Here is a 23,242-nt window from a genome sequence, read left to right on the forward strand (position 1 = left end):
CATGGTCCCCAGTCTGGCGCGCGGCGGTCAGGGCTCGTCGCTGCGCAGCGCCTCGGTGACGAACTCGCGCAGGGAGAAGAGGATCTCCTCGCTCGAGCGGCCGCTCGCCTCGACGAGGCGGCCGGTCAGCCAGGTGAGGCAGATGACCGCGGCGCCGGCGACGTCCGAGGAGGTGGGCACGACGACGCCGTCCTCGTCCAGCACGCCGTTCTCGATCGGGCTCAGCGCGCGCTCGAGGACGGCGCGGTTGACGGTGCCGGTCGCCTCGCCGTCGTAGGACGCGGAGCTGTCGATCAGGGCCTGCGCGGCGATCATCGCGGCGCGGGGGATGGGCAGCGGATCCATCGGGGTCTCCGATCGGGAGCGGGAGTGTCGGGTGCGCCCATGGTGCTCCTCCGCCGGGCTCGCGTCCATCGCCCCTCGACGGCGTCGTCCACAGCGGCAGTTCTCCGTCGAGTGTCCACAGACGGGGCGACACGACCGGCCGTCGCACCGGCTCGGGCATAGCCTCGGGGGATGGAGAAGTCGACGCCCTCAGCCGTGCCCGGGAACGACCCGGAGCAGGACGAGACGATCGACCCGCAGGACCGGACGGACGAGACGGACGAGACGGACGAGCCGACCGAGCCGGACGAGCCGACCGAGCACGACGAGCCGACCGAGCGCGACGAGAAGGTCGACCGCCACGCCCTGAGCGACACCGGCCAGTACCAGACCGGCATGGCGCTGCGGCTGCCCCGGCAGAAGCCCGAGTTCGACGTCGAGGCGCCGATCCTGTCGCGCGTCGAGGCGCTGGTGCGCCGCTGGCTGGTGCGCAGCCGGGCGTTCCCGGTCGACCCCGCGGCGCAGCGCCTCGCCGGTGTCCTGCAGGATCCGAACGGTCTCGACTTCACGGTCGGCTTCGTCGACGGGGTCGCCCGCCCGGAGGACCCGGTGGTCGCGGCCGAGAACCTCGCCGCGCTGACCGCGAAGACCCCCGCGTTCCTCCCCTCCTACCTGCGCGCCGCGGTCGCGACCGGCGGCGCCGTCGGCCCGGTGCTGCCGTGGGTCGTCGTCCCGGCGGCCCGCCAGGTGCTGCGCCGGATGGTGGGCCACCTCGTCGTCGACGCCTCCGACGCCCGGCTCGGCTCGGCGATCCGCCGGCTGCGCGAGGGCGGCGACCGCCTCAACCTCAACCTGCTCGGCGAGGCCGTGCTCGGCGAGCGCGAAGCCGACCGGCGCCTCGAGGGCACCCGGCGGCTGCTCGAGCGCGACGACGTCGACTACGTGAGCATCAAGGTCTCCAGCATCGCCAGCCAGCTCTCGATGTGGGCGTTCGACGAGGCCGTCGACCGCGTCGTGCAGCGGCTGACCCCGCTCTACCAGTTCGCCGCGGCGAGCCCGGAGCCCAAGTTCATCAACCTCGACATGGAGGAGTACAGGGATCTCGACCTCACGGTCGCGGTGTTCCGCCGTCTCCTCGAGCAGCCGGGGATGCAGCAGCTCGAGGCCGGGATCGTCCTGCAGGCGTACCTCCCCGACGCCCTCGGCGTGCTGGCCTCGCTGACGGAGTGGGCGACCGAGCGCCGGCGGCTCGGCGGAGCGCCGATCAAGGTCCGCGTGGTGAAGGGCGCGAACCTCGCGATGGAGCGGGTGGACGCGGCGATCCACGACTGGCCGCTCGCGACGGTCGGCAGCAAGGCCGAGGCCGACACGAACTACAAGCGGCTGCTCGACTACGCGCTGCGGCCCGAGCGGACGGACGCGGTCCGGATCGGCGTGGCCGGTCACAACCTCTTCGACATCGCCTGGGCCTGGATCACCGCCAACGAGCGCGGCGTCGCTGACGCGGTCGACATCGAGATGCTGCTCGGGATGGCGACCGGTCAGGCGCGCGCCGTCCGCGAGGACGTCGGCCGGCTCCTGCTCTACACGCCGGTCGTGCACCCGCGCGAATTCGACGTCGCGATCTCGTACCTGATCCGCCGCTTGGAGGAGAACTCCAGCCCGGAGAACTTCCTCTCGGCCGTCTTCGAGCTCGAGGACGAGAGCGTGCTGCAGCGCGAGCTCGGCCGCTTCCGCGCCTCGCTCGAGGCGCTCGACGACACGGTGCCGACCCCGAACCGCACCCAGGACCGCCTCCGCGAGTGGTCGTCCGGCTCCGGCCTCCGCCTCGTGCGCGAGCACGCCGGCGCCGGCGCCCGCGTGCAGGACCCCGCCGCCGAGGGTCTCACCGAGGCGGTGCTGGGGCTGCGCCGCGGCTCCGGGGCCAGCGCGGCGACCAGCGCCTTCCGCAACGAGCCCGACACCGACCCGGCGCTGCCGGGCAACCGCCGCTGGGCCCGGCTGATCACCGATCGCATCGCGCGATCGACCATCGGCACCCTCGCGGCCGACCGCGCCCGGATCACCGACGCGGCGGAGCTGCAGGAGCTGCTGCGCCGGGTCGCGCTCCGGGCGGAGCGCTGGGGCGAGCGCCTCGGCTACGACCGCGCCGCGATCCTCGACCGCGCGGGCCTCGCCCTCGCGGCCAACCGCGACCGGCTGATCGAGGTGATGGCCTCCGAGACCGGCAAGACGGTCGCCGAGGCCGACCCCGAGGTGTCCGAGGCGATCGACTTCGCCCACTACTACGCCACCCGCGCCCGCGAGCTGGACGCCGTCGGCGGCGCGACCTTCGTGCCCGAGCGGGTGACCGTGGTCGCGCCGCCGTGGAACTTCCCCGTCGCGATCCCGGCCGGCTCGATCCTCGCGGCGCTCGCCGCGGGCTCCGGAGTCGTCGTCAAGCCGGCCCCGCAGGCCCGGCGCTCGGCCGCGGTGCTCCTGGAGGCGCTCTGGGACGCCGGGATCCCGCAGGACCTCGTCGCGCTCGTCGACCTCGACGAGGAGACGCTCGGCCGCGCCCTGATCACCGACCCGCTGGTCGACCGGGTGCTGCTCACCGGCTCCTACGAGACGGCGAAGCTCTTCCGCTCCTGGCGCCCCGACCTGCCGCTGCTCGCCGAGACCAGCGGCAAGAACGCGATCGTCGTCACCCCGCACGCGGACTACGACCTCGCCGTCGCCGACATCGTGCGGAGCGCCTTCGGGCACGCCGGGCAGAAGTGCTCGGCCGCCTCCCTGGTGATCCTCGTCGGCTCGGTCGCCCGCTCGAAGCGGTTCCGCGCGCAGCTGGTCGACGCCGTGACGTCCCTCCGCGTCGGCTGGCCGAGCGACCCGGCCGCCGCGATGGGCCCGCTGATCGAGAAGCCGACCGGCAAGCTCGCGCACGCGCTGACCACCCTCGGCGCGGGGGAGTCCTGGCTCGTCGAGCCGAAGCGCCTCGACGACTCCGGGCGGCTGTGGTCGCCGGGTGTGCGCGAGGGCGTCACCGAGAACAGCTACGCCCACCTCACCGAGTTCTTCGGCCCGGTGCTCGGCATCATGCACGCCGCGACCCTCGAGGACGCGATCCGCCTGCAGAACGCCACGGACTACGGCCTCACCGCCGGGCTGCACTCGCTGCACTCGGACGAGCTCGCGCTCTGGCTCGACTCGGTCGAGGCCGGCAACCTCTACGTCAACCGCGGCATCACCGGGGCGATCGTCCGCCGCCAGCCGTTCGGCGGCTGGAAGCGCTCCTCGGTCGGCGGCGGGGCCAAGGCCGGCGGCCCGAACCACCTGATCGGGCTCGGCTCGTGGAAGCCCTCGCCGGCCCGCCCGTCGACGACCCTGCACCTCCGGGGCCTCGACGACCGCGCCCGGCAGTTCATCGAGGCCGCGCAGTCCTCGCTGCAGTTCGAGCAGTTCGACCTGCTGCGCCGCTCCGCGCTCTCGGACCAGCTCGCCTGGGCGACCGAGTTCGGCGTCGTCACCGACATCTCGAAGGTCGGCGTGGAGCGCAACCTGTTCCGCTACCTCCGGGTGCCGGTCGCCGTGCGGCTGGCCGACGGCGGCGACCTCGGCGAGCTCCTCCGCGTCATCGCCGCCGCGCTGCTCGTGCGGGCGCGCCTGGACGTCTCGACGTCGATCCCGCTGCCGCCCAAGGTCGCCGGGATGCTCGCCGGCGACGAGCTGCTCGAGATGGCGGGCCTGGCGCCGAAGGTGGTCGTCGAGTCGGACGCGCAATGGCTCGCCCGCGCCGCGGCCGGCCGGATCACCGCCTCGCGGATCCGGATCGTCGGCGACATCGTCTCGGACCGGGTCGACGAGTTCGGCGGACCCCAGGGCGGCACCGCGCCGTCGCTCGGCCCGGACTCCTCGATCGAGGCGCTGCAGAGCGTCCGCGACTCCACCCGCTCCTTCACCGACGTGGTCAGCGGGATGACCCGCGGCAGCACCGGCAAGCCCGTCCCGCTCGTGCGCGCGGACGGCTCGCGGGTGCCGCTGTCGACGGCGCTCGCCGAGGCGCTCGGCGGCTCGCCCGACGTCGCGATCTACGCCGACCCCGTCACTCCGGCCGGCCGCGTGGAGCTGCTGCCCTTCCTCCGGGAGCAGTCGATCTCGATCACCAACCACCGCTTCGGAGCGCCGATCGACCTGTCCGACGACGTCGTCTGAGCTTGATTCCGAGCCGCCCCCTGTGCGGCTCGGCGCGGTCGGCTCGCGAGGGGGGCGTGTTCCAGGGAGCGGGGTGCGTTCGGCTTCGTGGATTCGCTGGCACGCGAATCCGCGGATCGCCTCGTGCGTGGTCGTCGATCTCGGAGGCGGGACGTCGCACAGTCCTGCTCGCTTGCTTACTTGTCGCGGCAACAAAGCGGTAGGGTGGGGAGATGGATGACGGGGGAGCGGCGGGTGCGGCGGGTACGCGCTGGCTCACGCAGGAGCAGCTGGCGGCGTGGCTGCGGTTCGTCGCGGTGGTCGAGCTGCTGCCCGGCGCGCTCGACACCCAGCTGCAGCGCGACGCGGGGCTGACGCACTTCGAGTACATGACGCTCGCGATGCTGTCGGAGGCGCCCGACCGGGCCCTGCGGATGACGACGCTCGCCGCCCGCACGAACGCTACCCTCCCGCGGCTCTCGCACGTCGTCACCCGGCTCGTCGCCCGCGGCTACCTGGAGCGCCGGCCGTGCCCGACCGACGGGCGCGCGACCAACGCGGTGCTCACGGATGCCGGGCTGCAGAAGATCGTCGACACCGCCCCGGGTCACGTCGCGACGGTGCTCGCGGACGTCATCGACCCGCTCGACGCGGAGCAGATCCCGCAGCTCGCCGACATCATGACGCGGATGCTCACCCGCCTCGATCCGGAGGGCCGGATGACCGTCGACGCCGTGCGCTCGGCGCTCGGCGATCCCGGCCGGCAGGACGGCGAGGACCCGGCCGACCGCGACTGCTGAGCCCCTGGCGGGCATCCCCACCGCGTGCCATCCTCGTCCCGTGCGCTACACGACGACGCTCTTCCAGATCGGCAACAACACCGGCATCGAGGTTCCGTCCGAGGTGCTCGACGCCCTCGGCGGCGGCAAGCGGCCCGCGGTGAGCGTCGTCGTCAACGGCTACGCCTTCCGAGGCACGGTCGGTGCGATGGGCGGCCGTGCGCTGATCTCCTTCTCGTCGGAGAAGCGCGCCGCGTCGGGTCTTGCCGGCGGGGACGCGATCGAGGTCGACCTCGAGCTCGACTCCGCCCCGCGCACGGTCGCCGTGCCGGAGGACCTCGCCGCCGCGCTGAGCGCGGCCGGGGCCACCGCCGCCTTCGACGCCCTCTCGCCGAGTGCGCGGAAGGCCCACGTCACCGCCGTCGAGGGCGCGAAGGCCGCTGAGACGCGGGCGCGCCGCGTCGCTGCGGTCGTCGCGAAGCTCGACTTCTGACGCCGGTGGATCTCGATACGCCCGCTGCGCGGGCTACTCGATCAGCATGAGGCGGGGGGGGGGGGGGGGCGGGGCGTCCGCCCCCGGAGTAGTCACAGCGGCTGACGCGCGGTGCGCCACGCGGTCGATAGGCTGCCGATCGGCGCGCCACGGGGGAGTGCCGCAGGGCGCACGGGCGCCGGAGTCGGGGGACAGACATGGGTGCGGTTCGACGATGGGTGTTCCCGATCCTCTGGCTGGTGGTCATCGGGGCCGTCGCGGTCGCGCTGGTCAAGATCGCGTTCTTCCCGGACGGATCCGCTGAGGCCGACCCGACCGTCCCCACCGGTGAGCTGACCGAGCCGACCGTCGTCGTCGGCCGCGGCACCGTCACCAACGACCTCACGCTGCAGGGCACCGTCGCCGCCGACCCGGCCGTGCCGGTCAAGGCGACCGCCGTCGGCACCGTCGACGACGTCTACATCACCCAGGGCGCGACCGTCGCCTCGGGCGACCTGATCTACGACATCCGCGTCGAGACCGTGCGCGATCCCGTCGAGACGACCGGCGCGGACGGCCTGGTCACCGTCACCCAGCCGCCGCCCTCCGTCCGCTTCGAGCGCGTCTACGCGCCGGCCGCCGGCGTGCTCAGCGCCCTCGGCGTCATCCACGACCAGGCCGTCGCCGTCGGCGAGGTCACCGGCCAGGTCGCCCCGCCGACCTACGCCGTCACCGGCTCGATCGACGCCGAGCAGCTCTACCGGATCCAGAACCGGCCGACCGAGGCGCAGATCGCCGTCACCGGCGGGCCGGCCGCCTTCACCTGCACCGGGCTCACCATCACCACCCCGCTCGCCGGCGAGGGCGAGACGACCGCGGGCGAGACCGGCGGCACGGGTGCGACCGGCGGGTCCGGCACCAGCTTCCGCTGCCAGGTCCCGGGCGAGGTGACCGTGTTCCCCGGCCTCGCCGCCACCGTCACCCTCGCGGGCGGCCTCGCCGAGAACGTGCTCGTCGTGCCGACCACCGCCGTCGAGGGCACCGCCGAGTCGGGCGTCGTCTACCGCCTCGCCGAGGACGGCTCGACCGAGGAGGTCCCGGTCACCCTCGGCCTCACCGACGGGATCAGCATCGAGGTCACCGGCGGCGTGGACGAGGGCGCCGAGATCCTGCAGTTCGTGCCGGGCGCCGCCGCGGGCGAGGGCGAGCAGCTCGAGGGGAACTGCGTGCAGAACGCCGACGGCTCGGTGTACTGCTCGTGACGGACGGGCTCGTGACCGACGGGAAGCGCACGATCCTGCGGCTCGAGGGGATCCGCAAGGTCGTCCCCCTGCCCGACGCACCCCCGCTGACGATCCTCGACGGCGTCGACCTGGAGGTCGGCGAGGGCGACCACGTCTCGGTCGTCGGCCGCAGCGGCTCCGGCAAGTCGACGCTCCTGAACATCCTCGGCCTGATCGACGAGCCGACCGAGGGGCGGATGCTGCTCGAGGGGAAGCCCACCGAGTCGCTCTCCTCGCGGGCCCGCGCGCGGATCCGCGGCGGCAGCATCGGCTTCATCTTCCAGCAGTTCAATCTGCTCGAGGGCCGCACCGCCCGCGAGAACGTGATGACGCCGCTGCTCTACGCGACCGGCACCGAGTTCTGGCGGCGGGCGTCGCTGGCCGCCGAGATGCTGGAGCGGGTCGGGCTGGGGCACCGGGTCGACTCGATGCCCGGCCGGATGTCCGGCGGCGAGCAGCAGCGGATCGCCATCGCGCGCGCTCTCGTCCGCCGTCCGCGGCTGATCCTCGCCGACGAGCCGACCGGCGCGCTCGACACCGACACCGGGGAGAGCGTGATGAGCCTGCTCGACGAGATCGCCCAGGAGTCCGGCTCGGCCCTGGTCACCATCACCCACGACCCGGCGATCGCGGCGCGCGCCGAGCGGCACTACCGGCTCGACCACGGCAGGCTCAGCGCCTCGACGTCCGCGACCGCCGCCCCCGCGACGAGCTCGGGGCGGCACTGATGGGCGGCCTCACCGGCGTCGTCGGCGCGATCGTCGAGGCGTGGACCGAGCTGCGGATCCACCGCGGCCGCGTGCTGCTCTCGCTGATCGGCGTGGCGGTGGCCGTCGCGGCGCTCACCGGCGTCGTCGCCGCGGGCGGGATCGCCCGGCAGGCGAACATCGAGGTCTCGGAGCGCAGCGGCGGCCGGCCCGCCAGCCTGTACATCAGCGCCTACACGACCGGCCCCGAGGGCGTCGTCGACCCGGTCGTGATGCAGAACGCCTGGGAGAAGGTGCTCGAGCGCTACCGCATCGACTACGCGAGCCGCACGACCTACGGCGGCACCCGCGTCCAGTTCACCGACGGCGCGGTCGACGTCGGGATCACCGCGGTCGACCAGCCCTACGCGGAGATGCACCGGGTGGAGCTGACGAGCGGCAGCTGGTTCGCCGAGGGCGACGAGCGGCGGCTCGCTCCTGCTCTCGTGATCAACGAGGTCTTCTGGGACCGCCTCGGGCGCCCGGACCTGCGGACCCACCCGACCGCGACCCTCCTCGGCGGGGAGCACGACACGACCGCGGTCGTGATCGGGGTGACGCCCTCGAACCAGTACGACACCACTCCGAGCGCGATGATGCTCGTCGACGCCTACTCGGCCGTCGCGCCCGAGGCGGACCCCGCGTTCGGCGGGCCGCAGCTGCCGAACTACGAGATGTGGGTGCCACTCGAGATCGCGGACCCGTTGATCGAGGCCGTCAAGCGCGACGTCACCGCGGCCCTCGGCCCGGGCTTCGAGGCGGACGTCTACCGGCAGGACTACCTCAGCTACGACTCCGACCCGTTCGCGGTGCTGACCTGGGTGATCGGCGGTGTCGCCGGCCTCGTGCTGGCGCTCGGCGCGCTCGGACTGCTCAACATCGCGCTCGTCACCGTGCGGCAGAGGATCCGCGAGATCGGCATCCGGCGCAGCTTCGGCGCCTCCTCGGGGCGGATCTTCTTCTCGATCATGATGGAGAGCGTCGTCGCGACGGTCGTCGCCGGCGTGGTCGGCGTGACGATCGCGGTGATCCTGGTGACGAACCCGTGGACGGTCGCACTCGTCAAGGAGAACGGGATCAGCGACATCCCGCCGTTCCCGGTCGAGGCGGCGCTGCTGGGGCTCGGGGCGGCGACGCTCGTGGGCGCGCTGGCCGGGCTCGTGCCCGCGATCGTGGCGGTGCGGGTGAAGGTGATCGACGCGATCCGGTACTGAGCTCCGGAGGCGCGTGCCGGCTCAGGGCAGGGTGAGCACCAGCTCGTCACCGTCGCGCTCGACGGCCGCGTCGACGTAGTGCGGGATCCGCGGGAGCCCGCGGGTGGTCTCGGACTCGTGCGCGCCGACGACGACGACGCGCATGCCGGCGGCGAGACCCGCGAGGATCCCGGCCTCGGCGTCCTCGAAGACGACCGCGTCGGCCGGGTCGACCCCGAGGAGTCCGGCGGCGGCGAGGTAGCCGTCGGGGGCGGGCTTGCCGTGCACGACGTCGTCGGCGGTGACGACGGCGGCGGGGGAGGGGACGCCCGCGGCGGCGAGGCGACCGGCGGCCAGCGCGGGGCTCGCCGAGGTGACCAGCGCGACGCGGTCGCGGGGAAGCGCGGCGAGGAAGGCGACGGCGCCGGGGATCTCGACCGTGCCCTCGGTGTGCTCGAGCTCGTAGGCGTTCAGCTCGTCGACGATCCCGGCGACGTCGCTGCCCGCGGGAGCGAAGCGGCGGACGCTGTCCTCCGCGCGGACCCCGTGCACGGCGCCGAGGACGACGGCGGGGTCGAGGGCGAAGCGCTCGGCGAAGGAGCGCCAGATCGTCTCCACGATCGCGGTGGAGTCGACGAGGGTGCCGTCCATGTCGACGAGCAGGGCGCGGGCGCGGAGGAGGTGCGGCATCCGTCCATCCTGGCGGAGGTGGGCGCACGGCGTCCGCTCAGGCGCGGCAGAGGCCGCGGCAAGGCCGCGCCCAGGTGCGACCGGGGATCGCGGCGATACGCTCGTCTCCGATGGCGGGCAGAGCGCCCGAAGGGGAGCGGAGGACGCGATGACGGACGACCAGGGCGGCAACGAGCACGGCGACGACCGGAACGGCGAGCAGGAGCGGGGCGCTGCCTCGGCCTCCGGACCGCGCGCCGGCTGGTACCCGGATCCCGCGGGCTCACCGCGCCAGCGCTGGTGGGACGGCCAGGGCTGGACCGACTCGCTGCGCGACGCCCCCGCCGCGGCTCCCGCTGCCCCGACCCCTCCCACTGCGCAGAACGCACCGCAGCCGCCCGCGGCGCCGCAGGCGCCGATCGTGCCGCCCGTCTCCGGGCCCGCCTACGGCGAGACCTCGAGCGGCCAGGCCACGAGCTACGGGCAGTCGGCGTCCGGTCAGTCCGCGCCCGAGCGCGAGATCCCGCAGCAGCCGCGGTACGGCGAGCAGACGCCGCAGCAGCCGTACGCTCAGCAGCCGCAGTACAGCCAGCAGCCCCAGTACGGCCAGCAGCCGCCGCAGGAGTACAGCCAGCAGTACCCGCAGCAGTACGGCCAGCAGCCCGCCTACGCCGGCCGCCCCGCGCCGCAGCCGCGCGACCCGAGCATCGTCACCAGCACCCCGTGGATCTGGGTCGTCGTGCTCCTGCCGCTGCTGTCGGCGCTGTCGATCTTCCTGCTCTCGCCGGGGGCCATCGCCGACTCGGCGGTCTCGTCGACCTACGGACCGCGAGCCTCGATGGGGATGTCGACCGCCTACCTCGTCGGGCTCGGCGCCGTCCAGGTCGTCGGCTTCCTGATCTACGCGGCCGAGGTCGTCTTCGCGTTCCTCGACTACCGGCAGCTGAAGAAGGCCGGCGTGCAGCGCCCGTTCCACTGGGCCTGGGCGTTCCTCGCCGCTCCGTACGTCTACGTGATCGGGCGCAGCGTCGTCGTGAAGCGCGTGACCGGCGGGGGCCTGCTGCCGCTGTGGATCTTCCTCGGCGTGGTGGCGGTCTCCTTCATCATCGCGATCGGCTGGACCGCGGCGCTGTTCTCGGAGATGATGCAGACGTTCCCGAGCTCGGGACTCTGATCCTTCGCGGGACTCTCGCCCGCTGAGATCCGCGAGACCGGGGGAGGCCCACTGTGATCAACGGCGACGTGTCGTTCTGGTGGGCCTCCCTCGGTCGTTCCACGCCCCGGGCCGCGCTTCCCGGTCCGCTCGATGTCGACGTCTGCATCGTCGGCGCCGGCTACACCGGCCTGTGGACGGCGTACTCGCTCGCGAAGGCCGACCCGTCGCTGCGGATCGCGATCCTCGAGCAGCGCTTCGCCGGCTTCGGCGCCTCCGGTCGCAACGGCGGCTGGCTGACCAACGAGATCACCGGCGGCGTCGCCTCGTACGCCCGGACGCACGGGAGCGAGGCGGTCGACCGCTTCCAGCTCGCGATGAACGAGACGGTCGACGAGGTGATCGCGGCCGCGGCCGCCGAGGGGATCGACGCCGACATCGTCAAGGGCGGCGAGTTCCAGGTGGCGCGCGGCGAGGCGCAGCGGGCCCGCCTCCTGGCCACCGCGGCGGCGGCCCGTGCCCGCGCTCACACCGACGTCGAGCTGCTCGACGAGCGGGAGACGACCGTGCGGATCGCGGTCAGCGGCGCGTCGGCGGGCCTCTGGCACCCGCACTGCGCGCGCCTGCACCCCGCGAAGCTCGCGGCCGGGCTCGCCCGCACGGTCGAGGCGCTGGGCGTGCGGATCTTCGAGGACACCCGGGTGGAGGAGATCCGACCCGGCGCGGCCGTCACACCCCGCGGGGTCGTCCGCGCGCCGATCGTGCTGCGCGCGACCGAGGGCTTCACCGCCGGGCTCTCCGGACACCACCGCGAGTGGCTGCCGATGAACTCGTCGCTGATCGCGACCGAGCCGCTCGCGCCCGAGGTCTGGGACGAGATCGGCTGGGCCGGTCGCGAGACCCTCGGCGACGCGGCGCACGCCTACATGTACGCGCAGCGGACGGCCGACGACCGCATCGCGATCGGCGGGCGGGGGGTGCCCTACCGCTTCGGCTCCCGGATCGACCGCGACGGGGCGACCGACCCGCGCACGGTCGGCCGGCTGCGCGAGATCCTCGAGCGGTTCTTCCCGGTGCTGCGCGGCGTCGGGATCGAGCACGTCTGGTCCGGCGTGCTCGGTGTCCCGCGCGACTGGCACGCGACCGTCGGGCTCGACCGCGCCACCGGTCTCGGCTGGGCGGGCGGCTTCGTCGGCACCGGCGTCACTGCGACGAATCTCGCCGGGCGCACGCTGCGCGACCTCGTGCTCGGCGAGAGCACGGCGCTCACCGAGCTGCCGTGGGTGGGCCACCGGGTGCGGCCGTGGGAGCCGGAGCCGCTGCGCTGGCTGGCGGTCACGTCGCTCTACCGCGCCTACGGCCTGGCCGACGCGGCGGAAGCGCGGGGCCGGGCGACGACGTCACCGCTCGCGACGCTCGCCGACGTGGTCGCGGGCCGCTCGCACTGAGGCGGGAGCGCTCTTGCTAGGCCTCGCCGCGCTGGATCAGGCGGGAGAGCACGATCGCGGAGCGGGTGTGGTCGACGTTCGGCGCGATGCGCACCTTCTCGAGGGCGAGCTCGAGGCTCGGGATGTCGCGCGAGCGGATGTGCACGATCGCGTCGGCCGAGCCGGTGACCGTGCCCGCGTCGACGACCTCGGGGACGGCCGAGAGGATGCGGCGCAGCTCGTCGGGGGCGACCGTGCCGCGGCAGAACAGCTCGACGTAGGCCTCGGTGGCCATGCCGTCGACGGCGGGGTCGACCTTGATCGTGAAGCCGCGGATGACGCCGTCGGCCACCAGCCGGTCGACCCGGCGCTTCACGGCGGACGCGGACAGCCCCACGACACCGCCGATGTCGCCGTAGCCCGCGCGGGCGTTCTGGCGCAGCAGATCGAGGATCTTCCGATCGATGTTGTCCATGCGTCGAGCCTAGGGGCGGGGTCGGAGCCGCGCCGGGCACCCGCGCGATCACGGCGGGTCCGCGCCTGATCACGGCGGGTCTCGATACGCCCTGCGGGCTACTCGACCAGCACGAAAGGCGCGCCGGCGCGCACGAGCGCCACATCATGCTGGTCGGGCGGGCCGCAGAGCGGACCGCTCCATGCTGATCGAGTAGGCCGCGGAGCGGGCGTATCGAGATCCACCCGCGTCAGACGGACGAGTCTGCAGACCCGCCCTGCTGAGGGCGGCGGGTCTCGATGCGCCCCTGCGGGGCTGCTCGACCAGCATGACTCGGCGCGGGGGAGGGAAGGATAGCCTTGCCTTCTGCCGAGCGAGGAGAGGGAGGCGCCGCATGCCCGCCTTCCTGGACGAGCTGGGGTTCGCGGAACTGCTCGCGGCGCTGTTCGTCATCGTGCTGGTGCGGGCGCAGGCGACGTACTGGGTCGCGCGGGCGGTCGTCACCGGGGCGGCCTCGCGGCGGTGGGGGCGGTGGCTGGAGTCCCCGGCGCTGAAGCGCGCGTCGGCACTGCTCGCTCGCTACGGCGCGCCCGCGGTCACCGTGAGCTTCCTCACCGTCGGACTCCAGACGATGATCAACGCGGCGGCCGGAGCGGCCCGCATGCGCTTCGGCGTCTACCTGCTCGCGATGCTGCCGGGCTGCGCGGCCTGGGCGCTGATCTACGCGACGGTCGGCTTCGCCGTGCTCTGGGCGGTGATCGGCGCCGCGGCCGGCTCGCCGCTCGGCGTCGCGGTCCTCGTCGCGCTCGCGGCCGCGGTCGTGACGGCGGTCCTGCTGCTCCGCCGGCGCGGCATCGCCCGCTGACAGCCCCGCGAAAGCACCTCGGCACGGCACTGGCCAAAACACCTCGCTCGGCTATATAGTTGCACTCGGTCAATAGTTGACCGCCGTCAACTAGTACCGCCGCATCGCCACCGGTGCCGCACGTGAACAAGGAGCCGTATGTCCCGCGCAGAGCGCACGCGCACTCGAGAAGAGCGCACCACCCCCACCGGCCCCGACGGGGCCATGTCGCACCGCCAGGTGCTCGAATCCCTCAGCGGACTGCTGCTGGGCATGTTCGTCTCGATCCTCGCGGGCACGGTCGTGTCGACCTCGCTGCCGCTGATCATCTCCGACCTCAAGGGCGACCAGAACGCCTACACCTGGGTCGTCACCGCGACGCTGCTCGCGACCACCGTCTCCACCCCGCTCTGGGGCAAGTTCGCCGACCTCTTCAACCGCAAGCTGCTGATCCAGCTCGCGCTCGCGATCTTCGTGATCGGCTCGGCCGCGGCCGGGTTCTCGCAGGACACGAACATGCTGATCGTGTTCCGCGTCTTCCAGGGCCTCGGCGCCGGCGGACTCGCCGCGCTGAGCCAGATCATCATGGCCGACATCATCAGCCCCCGGGAGCGCGGCAAGTACGCCGGCCTCTTCGGCGGCGTGATGGCCATCGGCACCGTCGGCGGCCCGCTGCTCGGCGGCGTCGTCACCGACGCGTTCGGCTGGCGCTGGAACTTCTTCATCGCGCTGCCCGTCGCGATCGTCGCGATCATCCTGCTCCAGGTGACGCTGCGCCTCCCCGCGCACCCCAAGCGCACGGTCAAGATCGACTACCTCGGCGCGGTCCTCATCGCCGGCGGCGTCTCGCTGCTGCTGATCTGGGTCTCGCTGGCCGGCAAGAACTTCGAGTGGGCCTCGTGGGAGACCGCGGTCATGGTCGGCGGCTCCGTCGTGCTGCTGGTCGCCGCGGTGATCACCGAGCTCACCGTCGCCGAGCCGATCATCCCGATGGGGATGTTCAAGAACCGCACCTTCAGCCTCGCCGTCGTGGCGAGCATCTCGGTCGGCGTCTCGATGTTCGGCGTCGCGGTCTTCCTCGCGCAGTACATGCAGCTCTCGCGCGGTGCCACGCCGACCCAGTCGGGTCTGCTGACGATCCCGATGATGGCGGGCCTGCTGATCGCGTCCACCATCTTCGGCGGGATCATCTCGCGCACCGGCAAGTGGAAGGCGATCATGGTCTCGGGCGGCGTGCTCGCGGTCGTCGGCACCTTCCTCCTCAGCACTCTGCGCTACGACACGAACCTCGTGCTGGTGGGCGTCTTCATGGCGATCCTCGGCGCGGGCCTGGGCATGCTGATGCAGAACCTGGTGCTCGTCGTGCAGAACTCGATCGACGTCAAGAACCTCGGCGTCGCGACCAGCGCGGTCACCTTCTTCCGCAGCCTCGGCGGCACCGTGGGCGTCTCGGTGCTGGGCTCGATGCTCGGCACGGTGATCGCCGACCACATCAAGACCGGCATCGCCGGCCTCGCGCCGGCCGACCAGGCGATCGCCGCCCAGGCGCTCGGCAGCGGCACGATCCCGCAGGTCAACACGCTCCCGGACGCCGTGCGCGTCGTGGTCGAGAGCGCCTACGGCATCGGCGTCGGCGACGTCTTCCTCTACAGCATCCCGCTCGCCGTCATCACGCTGATCGCGGTCCTGCTGCTGCCGAACGCGCCGCTCGGCACGATGAACGCCGTGCAGCGCAAGACGGAGCCCTCGGGCGTCGTCGCCGGCGCGGAGGACGCGCTGATCGCGGCCTCCGACGGCCAGGCGGGCCTGCGCCCGGTCGGGCAGAGCGTCCGGAGCGACAGCGCGGTGCACGCGGAGGACGCCGTCCACGACGACAGCTCGCACGGCCGCCACGCGGCTCCCGTCGCCCACGCCCGGCACGCCGAGACCACCACCGGCGCGATCGACGTGGCCGAGCGCCCCTGATGACCGCCGCACCGGCCGTCCCGACCGCCGCCCCGGCGAGCGCGCTGCTCCAGGTCGAGGAGCAGATCACTGCGCTCGCCGTGCAGGTCCGGACGGCCGTGCGCGACGCGGCGGCGAGCATCGACCCCGGGCTCCCGCCGTTCGGGCTGCGGCTGCTCCGGATGCTGGAGCGCTGCGGTCCCGTGCACTCGAGCGTCGCGGCCGAGCGCCTCGGCGTCGACCGCAGCGTGATCAGCCGGCAGATCCGCCAGCTCTGCGCGCTGGAGCTGGTCGGGACCGCCCCCGACCCGGCCGACGGCCGCGCCCGCTTCCTCACGCTCACCGAGCACGGCCGCGAGCGGATGGGGGACCTGGGCGGGCAGCAGCGCCAGCGGATGCAGGAGGCCCTGAGCAGCTGGCCCGAGGCCGATCTGCTCGCCTTCGCCGGCTACCTCGAGCGGCTCACGACCGCGGACTGACCCCGGTCGGCCCGTCGGCCGGCGACCCCACCAGCGCCGCCACGTGCACGACGAAGGCGCGGCGGCGCTCGCGGGTGCCGTCACCCCCGCGCTGGGCGAACGGCGTCAGGTGCCAGATCTCGCAGAGCCCGAGCAGGGCGATGAAGAGGTCCTCCGCCGACCAGCTCGCGTCGACGATCCCCGCCTGCTGCCACTCGAGCACGCGGGCCTCGGGAGCGGGTCGGCTGCCGAGGCGCTCGCCCGCCTCCTCCCAGACGCCGCCGCCCTCGAGTCGTGCCCAGGTGAGCAGGCGGAGGAACTCGGGGCGGTCCCAGACGTGGTCGAACATCCGGCCGGCGAGGTCCGGCAGGTCGGCCGCCTCGGCGAGCAGTGTCGCGTCGAGCGCCTCCAGGGCGCCGACCACGGTCGAGACGAACAGGCCGCGCTTGCCGCCGTAGTAGGCGTAGAGCCGCTCCTTGTTCAGGCCTGCCGCCGCGGCGACCCGGTCGACGCGCGCTCCGGCGAAGCCGTGCTCGGCGAACTCGGCCGTCGCGGCGCGGAGGATGCGCTCGCGGGCGGGGACCGCCGCATCGTGCTCGATCTTCTTCTCGCTCACGCTCACACCTCCGGGCGCTCGAACTGTACACTCGTCGATGCCCAACCAACCAGTTGGGGTGGTTCAGCCCCAGAGACGCGGCTCGGATCCGGACCCGCCGGTCCCGCTCCCTCCGCTTCGAAAGGCTCAGCAATGCCCGCGCCCTCCTCCTCCCGCCGCTGGTGGGTCCTCGTGATCCTCGCGATGACCCAGCTCGTCGTCGTCCTCGACGGCACGATCGTCACCATCGCCCTGCCCGCCGCGCAGGCCGACCTCGGCCTCACCGACGTCGAGCGCCAGTGGGTCGTCACCGCCTACGCACTCGCCTTCGGCGCCCTCCTCCTGCTCGGCGGCCGCATCGCCGACTACACGGGCCGCAAGCGCACCTACCTCATCGGCATGGTCGGCTTCGGCGCGGCCTCGGCCTGGGGCGGCGTCGCCTCCTCCGGCACCGAGCTGATCGCCGCCCGCGGTCTGCAGGGCGCCTTCGCCGCGCTGCTCGCCCCGGCCGCCCTCGCGCTGCTCACCGTCTCCTTCCCGGGCGGGCGCGAGCGCAACACCGCCTTCGCGGTCTTCGGCGCGGTCGCCGGAGCGGGCGCCGCGGTCGGCCTCGTCCTCGGCGGTCTGCTCACCGAGTTCGCCGACTGGCGCTGGTGCCTCCTGGTCAACGTCCCCGTCGTGCTGGTCGGCGTCGTCGCCGGCGCGCTGCTGGTGACCGAGAGCCGCGCCGAGGGCCGCAACCGCTTCGACATCGCCGGCACGATCACCGTCGCGCTCGGCCTCGCGAGCCTCGTCTACGGCTTCACGCTCGCCGAGCAGGGCTGGCTCCGCGTCGACACCCTCGGCTTCCTGCTCGCCGGTGTCCTGCTGCTCGCGGTCTTCGTCCGCATCCAGGCCCGCTCCGACCACCCCCTGCTGCCCCTGCGCATCGTCACCGACCGCATCCGCGGCGGCGCGTTCCTGATCCAGGCCATCGTCGGCAGCGTCATGATCGGCTCGACCCTCTACCTCACGCTGCACCTGCAGCTCGTGCTCGGCCTCGCGCCGCTCGAGGCCGGCCTCGCGAACCTCCCGATGACCGTCACGATCATGATCGTCGCGGGCATCGCCACCAAGCTGCTGCCGACCGTCGGGCCGCGCCTGCTGATGATCGTCGGCCCGCTGATCGCGGCCGCCGGCCTGCTCTACCTCAGCCGCATCACCGCGGACGGCTCCTACCTCGTGCAGGTGCTGCCCGGCCTGATCCTGCTCGGCGTCGGCATGGCGATGATCTTCGTGCCCGTGCAGAACGTGGCGCTGACCGGGATCGCCGGTCACGACGCCGGTGCCGCGGGAGCGACCGCCAACGCCGCGATGCAGATCGGCGGCTCGATCGGCCTCTCCGTCTTCACCACGATCTACGCCGGAGTCGCGGGGGAGCAGTCCTCGCCGGTCGCCTTCGTCGACGGCTACTCCGCGGTGTTCGTCGCCGCGGCCGTCGGCCTGGTGCTCGCCGCGGTCATCGCGTTCACGATGATCCGGATCAAGAGGGAGCAGTTCCTCGCGCAGGCTCCGCGGGAGGCCGTCGCGCACCTCGGCTGATTAGGCTGGAGAGGACATGCGCGCCCTCACCGACCAGCAGATCCGCGACTCCTTCGTGAACGCCTCACGCAAGGAGGTCGCGGATCTCTCGCTCCCCGCCGGCTTCGACGACCTCGACTGGGAGTCGTTCGACCATCTCGGCTGGCGCGACAAGAAGATCGGCCGCCGCGCCTACGTCGTCGTGCCGCTCGAGGACCGGCTGGTGGGCGTCCTGCTCCGCCAGGCCGACGCGAACCCGCGCTCGCGGGCGCAGTGCTCCTGGTGCCGCGACATCCGCCTGCCCAACGACGTGGTCTTCTTCGGCGCGAAGAAGGCCGGCCCGGCCGGGCGCGCGGGCGACACCCTCGGCACGCTGGTCTGCGCGGACTTCCAGTGCTCGGCCAACGTCCGCACCCGGCCCTCGGTCGCCTACGTCGGCTTCGACGTCGAGGCGGCGAAGGCCGAGCGGATCGCGACCCTGCGTGCGAAGACGACCGGCTTCGTCCGCGAGGTGCTCGGCGAGAGCTGAGCCGCCGCCCTCAGTGCCGCCGTCTCAGCGCCGCGTCGACGCGCGGACGTGCATCCGCTCGCCCTGGCGCCCGAACAGGCTGAGGAACTCGACCTGCTGCTCGTCGGCCCGGCCGAACCAGTGCGGCACCCGGGTGTCGAACTCCGCGGCCTCGCCCGCCGGCAGGACGATGTCGTGCTCGCCGAGCCGCAGCCGGAGCCGGCCGATCAGCACGTAGAGCCACTCGAAGCCCTCGTGCGTGCGCTGCTGCTCCGGCGCGGGAATCGGTCCGGCGGGGATCGTGGTCTTGAAGGCCTGCAGGGCGCCCGCGTCGCGGCTGAGCGGCTGGATCCGCATCCCGTGCCGGGTGAACGGCCGCCCGTGCACGCGCGGGTCCTCGGGCGCGGCGCCGACCAGCTCGTCGAGCGGCGTGCCGAGGGCGCGGGCGATCGGGAGCAGCAGCTCGAGTGTCGCGCGCCGGCCGCCGCTCTCCAGACGGGAGAGCGTGCTCGCGGAGATGCCGGTCTCCGCGGCGAGTGAGGCGATCGTGCGGTCGCGGCGCAGGCGGAGGCGCTTCAGCCGCGGTCCGACAGCGGCGACGATCTCGTCGTCGGAGGGAGTGTCGTGCTCGGGGTGCATGCCCCGATCCTGGCACGCGGGCCGCGCGGTCGTGCCGGAACGGCACGGATCCTCGACGCGACCGCCGCCGCCGCCGGATGCTCGGGACATGACCGCTTCAGACCTCCCCGACGTCCTCATCGCCGGCGCCTCCTTCGCCGGCCTCGCCGCCGCCACCGCCCTCGGCCGCAGCCTCCGCGACGTGCTCGTCGTCGACGGCGGGCCGCCCCGCAACGCGCCCTCACCCGGCGCCCACAACGTGCTCACCCGCGACGGCACCGCGCCGGTCGAGCTCGCCCGCCTCGCCCGGATCGAGGCCGAGGGCTACGGAGTGCGCGTCGTCCCGGGGCGGATCGTGTCGGCCTCGACCGCCGACGGCGGCGTCACCGCGACCCTCGCCGACGGCACCGTGCTCCGCGCCCGCCGCCTGCTGCTCGCCAGCGGCTCCACCGACCGGCTGCCCGGGATCCCGGGGCTCGCCGAGCGCTGGGGCCGCGACGTGCTGCACTGCCCGTACTGCCACGGCTTCGAGGTGCGCGGGCGCCGGATCGCGGTGCTCGGCAGCGGCTTCTCCGGCCACCAGGCGCAGATGTTCCGCCAGCTCAGCGACCGGGTGTCGATCCTCACGAACGGCGTCTTCGCGCCGGGGGCGGAGGAGGCCGAGGGACTCGCCGCCCGCGGCATCGAGCTGATCGACGGCGCCGTCACCGAGGTCCTCGTCGAGGACGACCGCCTGGTCGGCGTCGTCGTCGACGGCCGCCGGATCGAGCTCGACGCGCTGGTCGTCGGCCCCCGCGTCGAGGGCAACCTGCCCGACGGCCTCGGCCTCGAGCTCGTCGACCACCCCTCCGGAGCCGCCCGGCACCTCACCGTCGACCCGATGGGCCGCACCACCGCGCCGCGGGTCTTCGCCGCCGGCTCGCTGGTGGAGCCGATGTCGCAGGTGATGGCGGCGGCCGCCGACGGCCTGCGCGTCGCCGCCGCGATCAACTACGACCTCATCGAGGAGGAGATCGCCGCCGCGGTCCGCGCCACGAGGGGCTGACCGGCGCTCGGGGTCGTCGGCCGGTGAATACTGGACCGATGACCCCGCCGCGCCCCCTCGAGCAGTCCTCCAAGCTCCGCAACGTCCTCTACGAGATCCGCGGCAAGGCGCTCGTGGAGGCGTCGCGGCTGGAGAGCGAGGGGCACCGCATCCTCAAGCTGAACACCGGCAACCCGGCCGGCTTCGACTTCGAGGCGCCGCACCAGATCGTCCGCGACATGATCGCCGCGATGCCCAGCGCGCACGGCTACAGCGACAGTCGGGGGATCCTCTCGGCCCGCCTCGCGGTGACCTACCGCTACGAGGAGGTCCCCGGCTTCCCGCCGGTGGATCCGGAGTGGGTGTTCCTCGGCAACGGGGTGTCCGAGCTGATCACGATGACGCTGCAGGCGCTGCTCGACGACGGCGACGAGGTGCTGATCCCGGCGCCCGACTACCCGCTCTGGACGGCGATGACGAGCCTCGCCGGCGGCACCGCGGTGCACTACCGCTGCGCGGAGGACGACGGCTGGCAGCCCGACCTCGAGGACATCCGCTCGAAGATCACCGCGCGCACGAAGGCGATCGTCGTCATCAACCCCAACAACCCCACCGGCGCCGTCTACACCCGCGAGGTGCTCGAGGGGATCGTGGCGCTCGCCGAGGAGCACTCGCTGCTGCTGCTCGCCGACGAGATCTACGACCGGATCCTCTACGACGACGCGCAGCACATCCCGCTGGCGTCGCTCGCACCCGACCAGCTCTGCCTCACCTTCAACGGGCTGTCCAAGACCTACCGCGTCGCCGGCTACCGCTCCGGCTGGCTCGCCATCACCGGGCCGCGCGAGCACGCCGCGGGGTTCCTCGAGGGGATCACCCTGCTCGCCTCGACCCGGCTCTGCCCCAACGTGCCGGGGCAGTACGCGGTGCAGGCGGCGCTCTCGGGCGTGCAGTCGATCGAGGCGCTGATCGCGCCCGGCGGTCGGCTTCGGCGCCAGCGCGACGCCGCCTGGAAGGGGCTGCAGGCGATCCCCGGAGTCTCCTGCGAGCTGCCGATGGGCGCGCTCTACGCCTTCCCGCGGCTCGATCCGGAGGTGCACGAGATCCGCGACGACGGGCGGCTCGTCTACGATCTGCTGCTCGCGGAGCACATCCTGCTGGTGCCCGGCACCGGCTTCAACTGGCCGACGCCCGATCACCTGCGGATCGTGACGCTGCCGGAGGAGCGGGTGATCTCGGAGGCGATCGAGCGGCTGGGGAACTTCCTGTCGTCGTACAAGCAGTAGCCGCTCAGACCCTGCGGTACTCCAGCTCCGGCCGCCCCGGCGAGCCGTAGCGCGGGGCCCGCTCGGCGAGGCCCGAGTCGGCGAGGTGCTCGAGGTAGCGCCGCGCGGTGACCCGCGAGACGTCGAGCCGGGCGGCGAGCTCCCCGGCGGACAGGCCGACCGGGCCGAGCAGCGCGGTCACCGCGTCGAGCGTCTCCGCCGAGAGTCCCTTCGCCAGCCCGGGTGCGTTGGAGGTCCGCAGCGCGGCGAAGGCGCCGTCGACCTCGTGCTGGCTCGCGACGTCGGCGCCGTGCATCCGCTCGCGGTACTGGCGGTAGCTGGCGAGCTTCGCCGCGAAGACGCTGAAGACGAACGGCTTGATCAGGTACTGCACGATCCCGGCGGCGACGGAGGCGCGCACCACGGCCGCGTCGCGCACGGCGGTGATCGCGATCACGTCGACGTCCAGGCCCGCGGTGCGCACGGCGCGGCAGAGGTCGAGCCCGCCCATGTCGGGCAGGTTCATGTCGAGCAGGATCAGCGCGATCGCGGGATCGGCGCGCAGGGCCCGGATCGCCTCCGCGCCGCTGCCGGCGACCGCCGCGACCTCGAAGCCCTCGACGCGCCGGACGTAGTCGGCGTGCGCGCTCGCGGTCAGCGGCTCGTCCTCGACGACGAGGACGCGGATCGGCGCGGCGGTCACCGGGGCGCCCCGGCCGGGTCCCGCAGCGGCAGCTGCACCGTGAACACCGCGCCGACGTGCCGGGTCACCTCGATGCTCCCGCCGAGCCGCTGCACCACCTGCTGCACCAGCGCGAGGCCGATGCCGCGGCCGAACGCGTCGGACTCCTTCGTCGAGTAGCCGCGCGCGAAGACGTCGGCCGCCTCCGCGACGCCGGGTCCGCTGTCGGAGACCTGCAGCACCAGCTCGGCGCCCTCCGCACCGGACGCCTCGGCCAGGCCGAGGTAGACCTCGACCCACGGCTCGCGGTCGGCGGCGGAGGAGGCGGCCGCGTCGAGCGCGTTGTCGATCAGGTTGCCGAGCACGGTCACCAGGTCGCCGGGCTCGAAGCCCTGCGCGCCCGGCTCGAGGTGCGTCTCGAGGTGCAGCTCGACACCGCGCTCGCGGGCCTGAGCGGCCTTGCCGAGCAGCAGCGCGGCGATCACCGGCTCCTGCACCGAGCCGAGCACCCGGTCGGCGAGCCGCTGGCTGAGGTTCAGCTCGCCGGCCGCGAAGGCGAGCGCCTCCTCCGGCCGCCCGAGCTCGATCAGCGAGGCGATGGTGTGCAGGCGGTTGGAGAACTCGTGGGTCTGCGAGCGCAGCGCGTCCGAGAGGGTGCGCATCGACTCCAGCTCGCCGGACACCCGCTGCAGCTCGGTGCGGTCGCGGAGCGTCGTGACGGTGCCGAGCGGCCGGGCACCGGGGGAGGCGGCCGGCCGCTCGTTGACCACGAGGATCCGCTCGTGCGCGACGACCAGGCGGTCGGCGACCGGCTCGTCGGCGAGCAGCACCGTGCGCAGGGCGTCGGGGAGGTCGAGCTCGGCGACGGGCACGGGGATCGACACGCCCTCGAGGCCGAGCAGCTCGAGCGCGTGGTCGTTCGCGAGCACCAGCCGCCCGCGGTCGTCGACGAGGAGCAGCCCCTCGCGCACCGAGTGCAGCACCGACTCGTAGTAGGCGAAGACCTGGCTCATCTGCTCGGGCCCCCGGCCTCCCGTGACACGGCGGAGGTAGCGGGCGAGCAGCCAGGAG

Annotated in this window: 22 protein-coding genes; 15 read left to right on the top strand and 7 right to left on the bottom strand. The window is 73.5% G+C overall.

The window, feature by feature from the left end; translation table 11 throughout:
• Positions 1-27: 27 nt before the first annotated feature.
• On the bottom strand, positions 28-345 hold the full coding sequence (locus MT350_RS01000) for a hypothetical protein (protein WP_123701821.1): 318 nt from the start codon (positions 343-345) through the stop codon (positions 28-30).
• Between the two features lie 375 nt (positions 346-720).
• On the opposite strand from MT350_RS01000, the gene MT350_RS01005 reads away from it, so the two are divergent.
• The 6 genes from MT350_RS01005 to MT350_RS01030 all read left to right on the top strand — a co-directional run bounded on the left by MT350_RS01005 (position 721) and on the right by MT350_RS01030 (position 8,991).
• Positions 721-4,518 carry a proline dehydrogenase family protein gene (locus tag MT350_RS01005; RefSeq protein ID WP_374206633.1) on the top strand — a complete coding sequence of 1,266 codons (3,798 nt, stop codon included), beginning with the start codon at positions 721-723 and terminating at the stop codon, positions 4,516-4,518.
• 212 nt (positions 4,519-4,730) lie between these two features.
• Positions 4,731-5,297, top strand: coding sequence for a MarR family winged helix-turn-helix transcriptional regulator (locus MT350_RS01010; protein WP_123734904.1), 567 nt, complete (start codon positions 4,731-4,733; stop codon positions 5,295-5,297).
• Between the two features lie 40 nt (positions 5,298-5,337).
• The gene (locus tag MT350_RS01015) at positions 5,338-5,769 is read left to right on the top strand and encodes a DUF1905 domain-containing protein (RefSeq protein ID WP_243615253.1); all 432 of its coding nucleotides are present in this window, start codon (positions 5,338-5,340) and stop codon (positions 5,767-5,769) included.
• Between the two features lie 218 nt (positions 5,770-5,987).
• Positions 5,988-7,010, top strand: coding sequence for an efflux RND transporter periplasmic adaptor subunit (locus MT350_RS01020; RefSeq protein WP_243615254.1), 1,023 nt, complete (start codon positions 5,988-5,990; stop codon positions 7,008-7,010).
• An 11-nt stretch (positions 7,011-7,021) separates the two neighbouring features.
• On the top strand, positions 7,022-7,759 hold the full coding sequence (locus tag MT350_RS01025; protein WP_123735562.1) for an ABC transporter ATP-binding protein: 738 nt from the start codon (positions 7,022-7,024) through the stop codon (positions 7,757-7,759).
• Positions 7,759-8,991, top strand: a complete 1,233-nt coding sequence (locus MT350_RS01030) for an ABC transporter permease (RefSeq protein WP_132434806.1) — start codon at positions 7,759-7,761, stop codon at positions 8,989-8,991. The genes MT350_RS01025 and MT350_RS01030 overlap by 1 nt, the downstream gene beginning before the upstream one ends.
• Positions 8,992-9,012: 21 nt before the next feature.
• Here MT350_RS01030 and MT350_RS01035 read toward each other — a convergent pair whose 3' ends face one another.
• Positions 9,013-9,660 (bottom strand): HAD-IA family hydrolase, encoded by a 648-nt coding sequence (locus MT350_RS01035; RefSeq protein ID WP_243615255.1) that lies wholly within the window; start codon positions 9,658-9,660, stop codon positions 9,013-9,015.
• A 148-nt stretch (positions 9,661-9,808) separates the two neighbouring features.
• Here MT350_RS01035 and MT350_RS01040 point away from each other — a divergent pair, with 148 nt between their 5' ends.
• Together MT350_RS01040 and MT350_RS01045 are read left to right on the top strand one after the other, a co-directional pair.
• Complete coding sequence (locus tag MT350_RS01040; RefSeq protein ID WP_243615256.1) at positions 9,809-10,813, top strand: DUF2510 domain-containing protein; 1,005 nt, start codon at positions 9,809-9,811, stop codon at positions 10,811-10,813.
• Positions 10,814-10,866: 53 nt separating this feature from the next.
• A complete protein-coding gene (locus tag MT350_RS01045) occupies positions 10,867-12,240 on the top strand; it encodes an FAD-binding oxidoreductase (protein WP_243615257.1) in 1,374 nt (457 codons plus the stop codon).
• A gap of 16 nt (positions 12,241-12,256) precedes the next feature.
• Here the strand turns inward: MT350_RS01045 and MT350_RS01050 are convergent, their stop codons facing one another.
• A complete protein-coding gene (locus MT350_RS01050) occupies positions 12,257-12,694 on the bottom strand; it encodes an Lrp/AsnC family transcriptional regulator (RefSeq protein ID WP_055786568.1) in 438 nt (145 codons plus the stop codon).
• A gap of 373 nt (positions 12,695-13,067) precedes the next feature.
• On the opposite strand from MT350_RS01050, the gene MT350_RS01055 reads away from it, so the two are divergent.
• The 3 genes from MT350_RS01055 to MT350_RS01065 all read left to right on the top strand — a co-directional run bounded on the left by MT350_RS01055 (position 13,068) and on the right by MT350_RS01065 (position 15,940).
• The gene (locus tag MT350_RS01055) at positions 13,068-13,538 is read left to right on the top strand and encodes a DedA family protein (RefSeq protein ID WP_243600457.1); all 471 of its coding nucleotides are present in this window, start codon (positions 13,068-13,070) and stop codon (positions 13,536-13,538) included.
• Between the two features lie 204 nt (positions 13,539-13,742).
• Positions 13,743-15,482 carry an MDR family MFS transporter gene (locus tag MT350_RS01060; protein ID WP_243615621.1) on the top strand — a complete coding sequence of 580 codons (1,740 nt, stop codon included), beginning with the start codon at positions 13,743-13,745 and terminating at the stop codon, positions 15,480-15,482.
• On the top strand, positions 15,482-15,940 hold the full coding sequence (locus MT350_RS01065) for a MarR family winged helix-turn-helix transcriptional regulator (protein WP_123444897.1): 459 nt from the start codon (positions 15,482-15,484) through the stop codon (positions 15,938-15,940). Before MT350_RS01060 ends, MT350_RS01065 begins: the two co-directional genes overlap by 1 nt.
• Here MT350_RS01065 and MT350_RS01070 read toward each other — a convergent pair.
• A complete protein-coding gene (locus MT350_RS01070; RefSeq protein WP_185020073.1) occupies positions 15,924-16,535 on the bottom strand; it encodes a TetR family transcriptional regulator in 612 nt (203 codons plus the stop codon). The genes MT350_RS01065 and MT350_RS01070 overlap by 17 nt on opposite strands.
• A gap of 132 nt (positions 16,536-16,667) precedes the next feature.
• On the opposite strand from MT350_RS01070, the gene MT350_RS01075 reads away from it, so the two are divergent.
• A complete protein-coding gene (locus MT350_RS01075) occupies positions 16,668-18,095 on the top strand; it encodes an MFS transporter (protein ID WP_243600459.1) in 1,428 nt (475 codons plus the stop codon).
• 16 nt (positions 18,096-18,111) lie between these two features.
• Positions 18,112-18,603, top strand: a complete 492-nt coding sequence (locus tag MT350_RS01080; RefSeq protein WP_243600460.1) for an FBP domain-containing protein — start codon at positions 18,112-18,114, stop codon at positions 18,601-18,603.
• Positions 18,604-18,627: 24 nt separating this feature from the next.
• Here the strand turns inward: MT350_RS01080 and MT350_RS01085 are convergent, their stop codons facing one another.
• Positions 18,628-19,221 (bottom strand): helix-turn-helix domain-containing protein, encoded by a 594-nt coding sequence (locus MT350_RS01085; protein WP_243615258.1) that lies wholly within the window; start codon positions 19,219-19,221, stop codon positions 18,628-18,630.
• An 88-nt stretch (positions 19,222-19,309) separates the two neighbouring features.
• Between MT350_RS01085 and MT350_RS01090 the strand changes: the two genes are divergently transcribed.
• Both MT350_RS01090 and MT350_RS01095 read left to right on the top strand, forming a co-directional pair.
• A complete protein-coding gene (locus MT350_RS01090) occupies positions 19,310-20,245 on the top strand; it encodes an NAD(P)/FAD-dependent oxidoreductase (RefSeq protein WP_243615259.1) in 936 nt (311 codons plus the stop codon).
• A gap of 38 nt (positions 20,246-20,283) precedes the next feature.
• The gene (locus tag MT350_RS01095) at positions 20,284-21,510 is read left to right on the top strand and encodes a pyridoxal phosphate-dependent aminotransferase (protein WP_123701857.1); all 1,227 of its coding nucleotides are present in this window, start codon (positions 20,284-20,286) and stop codon (positions 21,508-21,510) included.
• Between the two features lie 4 nt (positions 21,511-21,514).
• Here the strand turns inward: MT350_RS01095 and MT350_RS01100 are convergent, their stop codons facing one another.
• Positions 21,515-22,192 carry a response regulator gene (locus MT350_RS01100; RefSeq protein WP_243600462.1) on the bottom strand — a complete coding sequence of 226 codons (678 nt, stop codon included), beginning with the start codon at positions 22,190-22,192 and terminating at the stop codon, positions 21,515-21,517.
• A partial coding sequence (locus MT350_RS01105; RefSeq protein ID WP_243615260.1) for a sensor histidine kinase occupies positions 22,189-23,242 on the bottom strand: 1,054 nt, incomplete at its 5' end. The genes MT350_RS01105 and MT350_RS01100, both read right to left, overlap by 4 nt.

This window comes from Rathayibacter sp. VKM Ac-2928, assembly GCF_022815545.1.
Taxonomy (GTDB): Bacteria; Actinomycetota; Actinomycetes; order Actinomycetales; family Microbacteriaceae; genus Rathayibacter; species Rathayibacter festucae.

Coding starts and splice junctions, on each gene's coding strand:
- MT350_RS01000 (WP_123701821.1), bottom strand. CDS start 345: ATGGATCCGCTGCCCATCCCCCGCGCCGCGATGATCGCCGCGCAGGCC.
- MT350_RS01005 (WP_374206633.1), top strand. CDS start 721: ATGGCGCTGCGGCTGCCCCGGCAGAAGCCCGAGTTCGACGTCGAGGCG.
- MT350_RS01010 (WP_123734904.1), top strand. CDS start 4,731: ATGGATGACGGGGGAGCGGCGGGTGCGGCGGGTACGCGCTGGCTCACG.
- MT350_RS01030 (WP_132434806.1), top strand. CDS start 7,759: ATGGGCGGCCTCACCGGCGTCGTCGGCGCGATCGTCGAGGCGTGGACC.
- MT350_RS01035 (WP_243615255.1), bottom strand. CDS start 9,660: ATGCCGCACCTCCTCCGCGCCCGCGCCCTGCTCGTCGACATGGACGGC.
- MT350_RS01040 (WP_243615256.1), top strand. CDS start 9,809: ATGACGGACGACCAGGGCGGCAACGAGCACGGCGACGACCGGAACGGC.
- MT350_RS01050 (WP_055786568.1), bottom strand. CDS start 12,694: ATGGACAACATCGATCGGAAGATCCTCGATCTGCTGCGCCAGAACGCC.
- MT350_RS01055 (WP_243600457.1), top strand. CDS start 13,068: ATGCCCGCCTTCCTGGACGAGCTGGGGTTCGCGGAACTGCTCGCGGCG.
- MT350_RS01060 (WP_243615621.1), top strand. CDS start 13,743: ATGTCGCACCGCCAGGTGCTCGAATCCCTCAGCGGACTGCTGCTGGGC.
- MT350_RS01065 (WP_123444897.1), top strand. CDS start 15,482: ATGACCGCCGCACCGGCCGTCCCGACCGCCGCCCCGGCGAGCGCGCTG.
- MT350_RS01075 (WP_243600459.1), top strand. CDS start 16,668: ATGCCCGCGCCCTCCTCCTCCCGCCGCTGGTGGGTCCTCGTGATCCTC.
- MT350_RS01080 (WP_243600460.1), top strand. CDS start 18,112: ATGCGCGCCCTCACCGACCAGCAGATCCGCGACTCCTTCGTGAACGCC.
- MT350_RS01085 (WP_243615258.1), bottom strand. CDS start 19,221: ATGCACCCCGAGCACGACACTCCCTCCGACGACGAGATCGTCGCCGCT.
- MT350_RS01090 (WP_243615259.1), top strand. CDS start 19,310: ATGACCGCTTCAGACCTCCCCGACGTCCTCATCGCCGGCGCCTCCTTC.
- MT350_RS01095 (WP_123701857.1), top strand. CDS start 20,284: ATGACCCCGCCGCGCCCCCTCGAGCAGTCCTCCAAGCTCCGCAACGTC.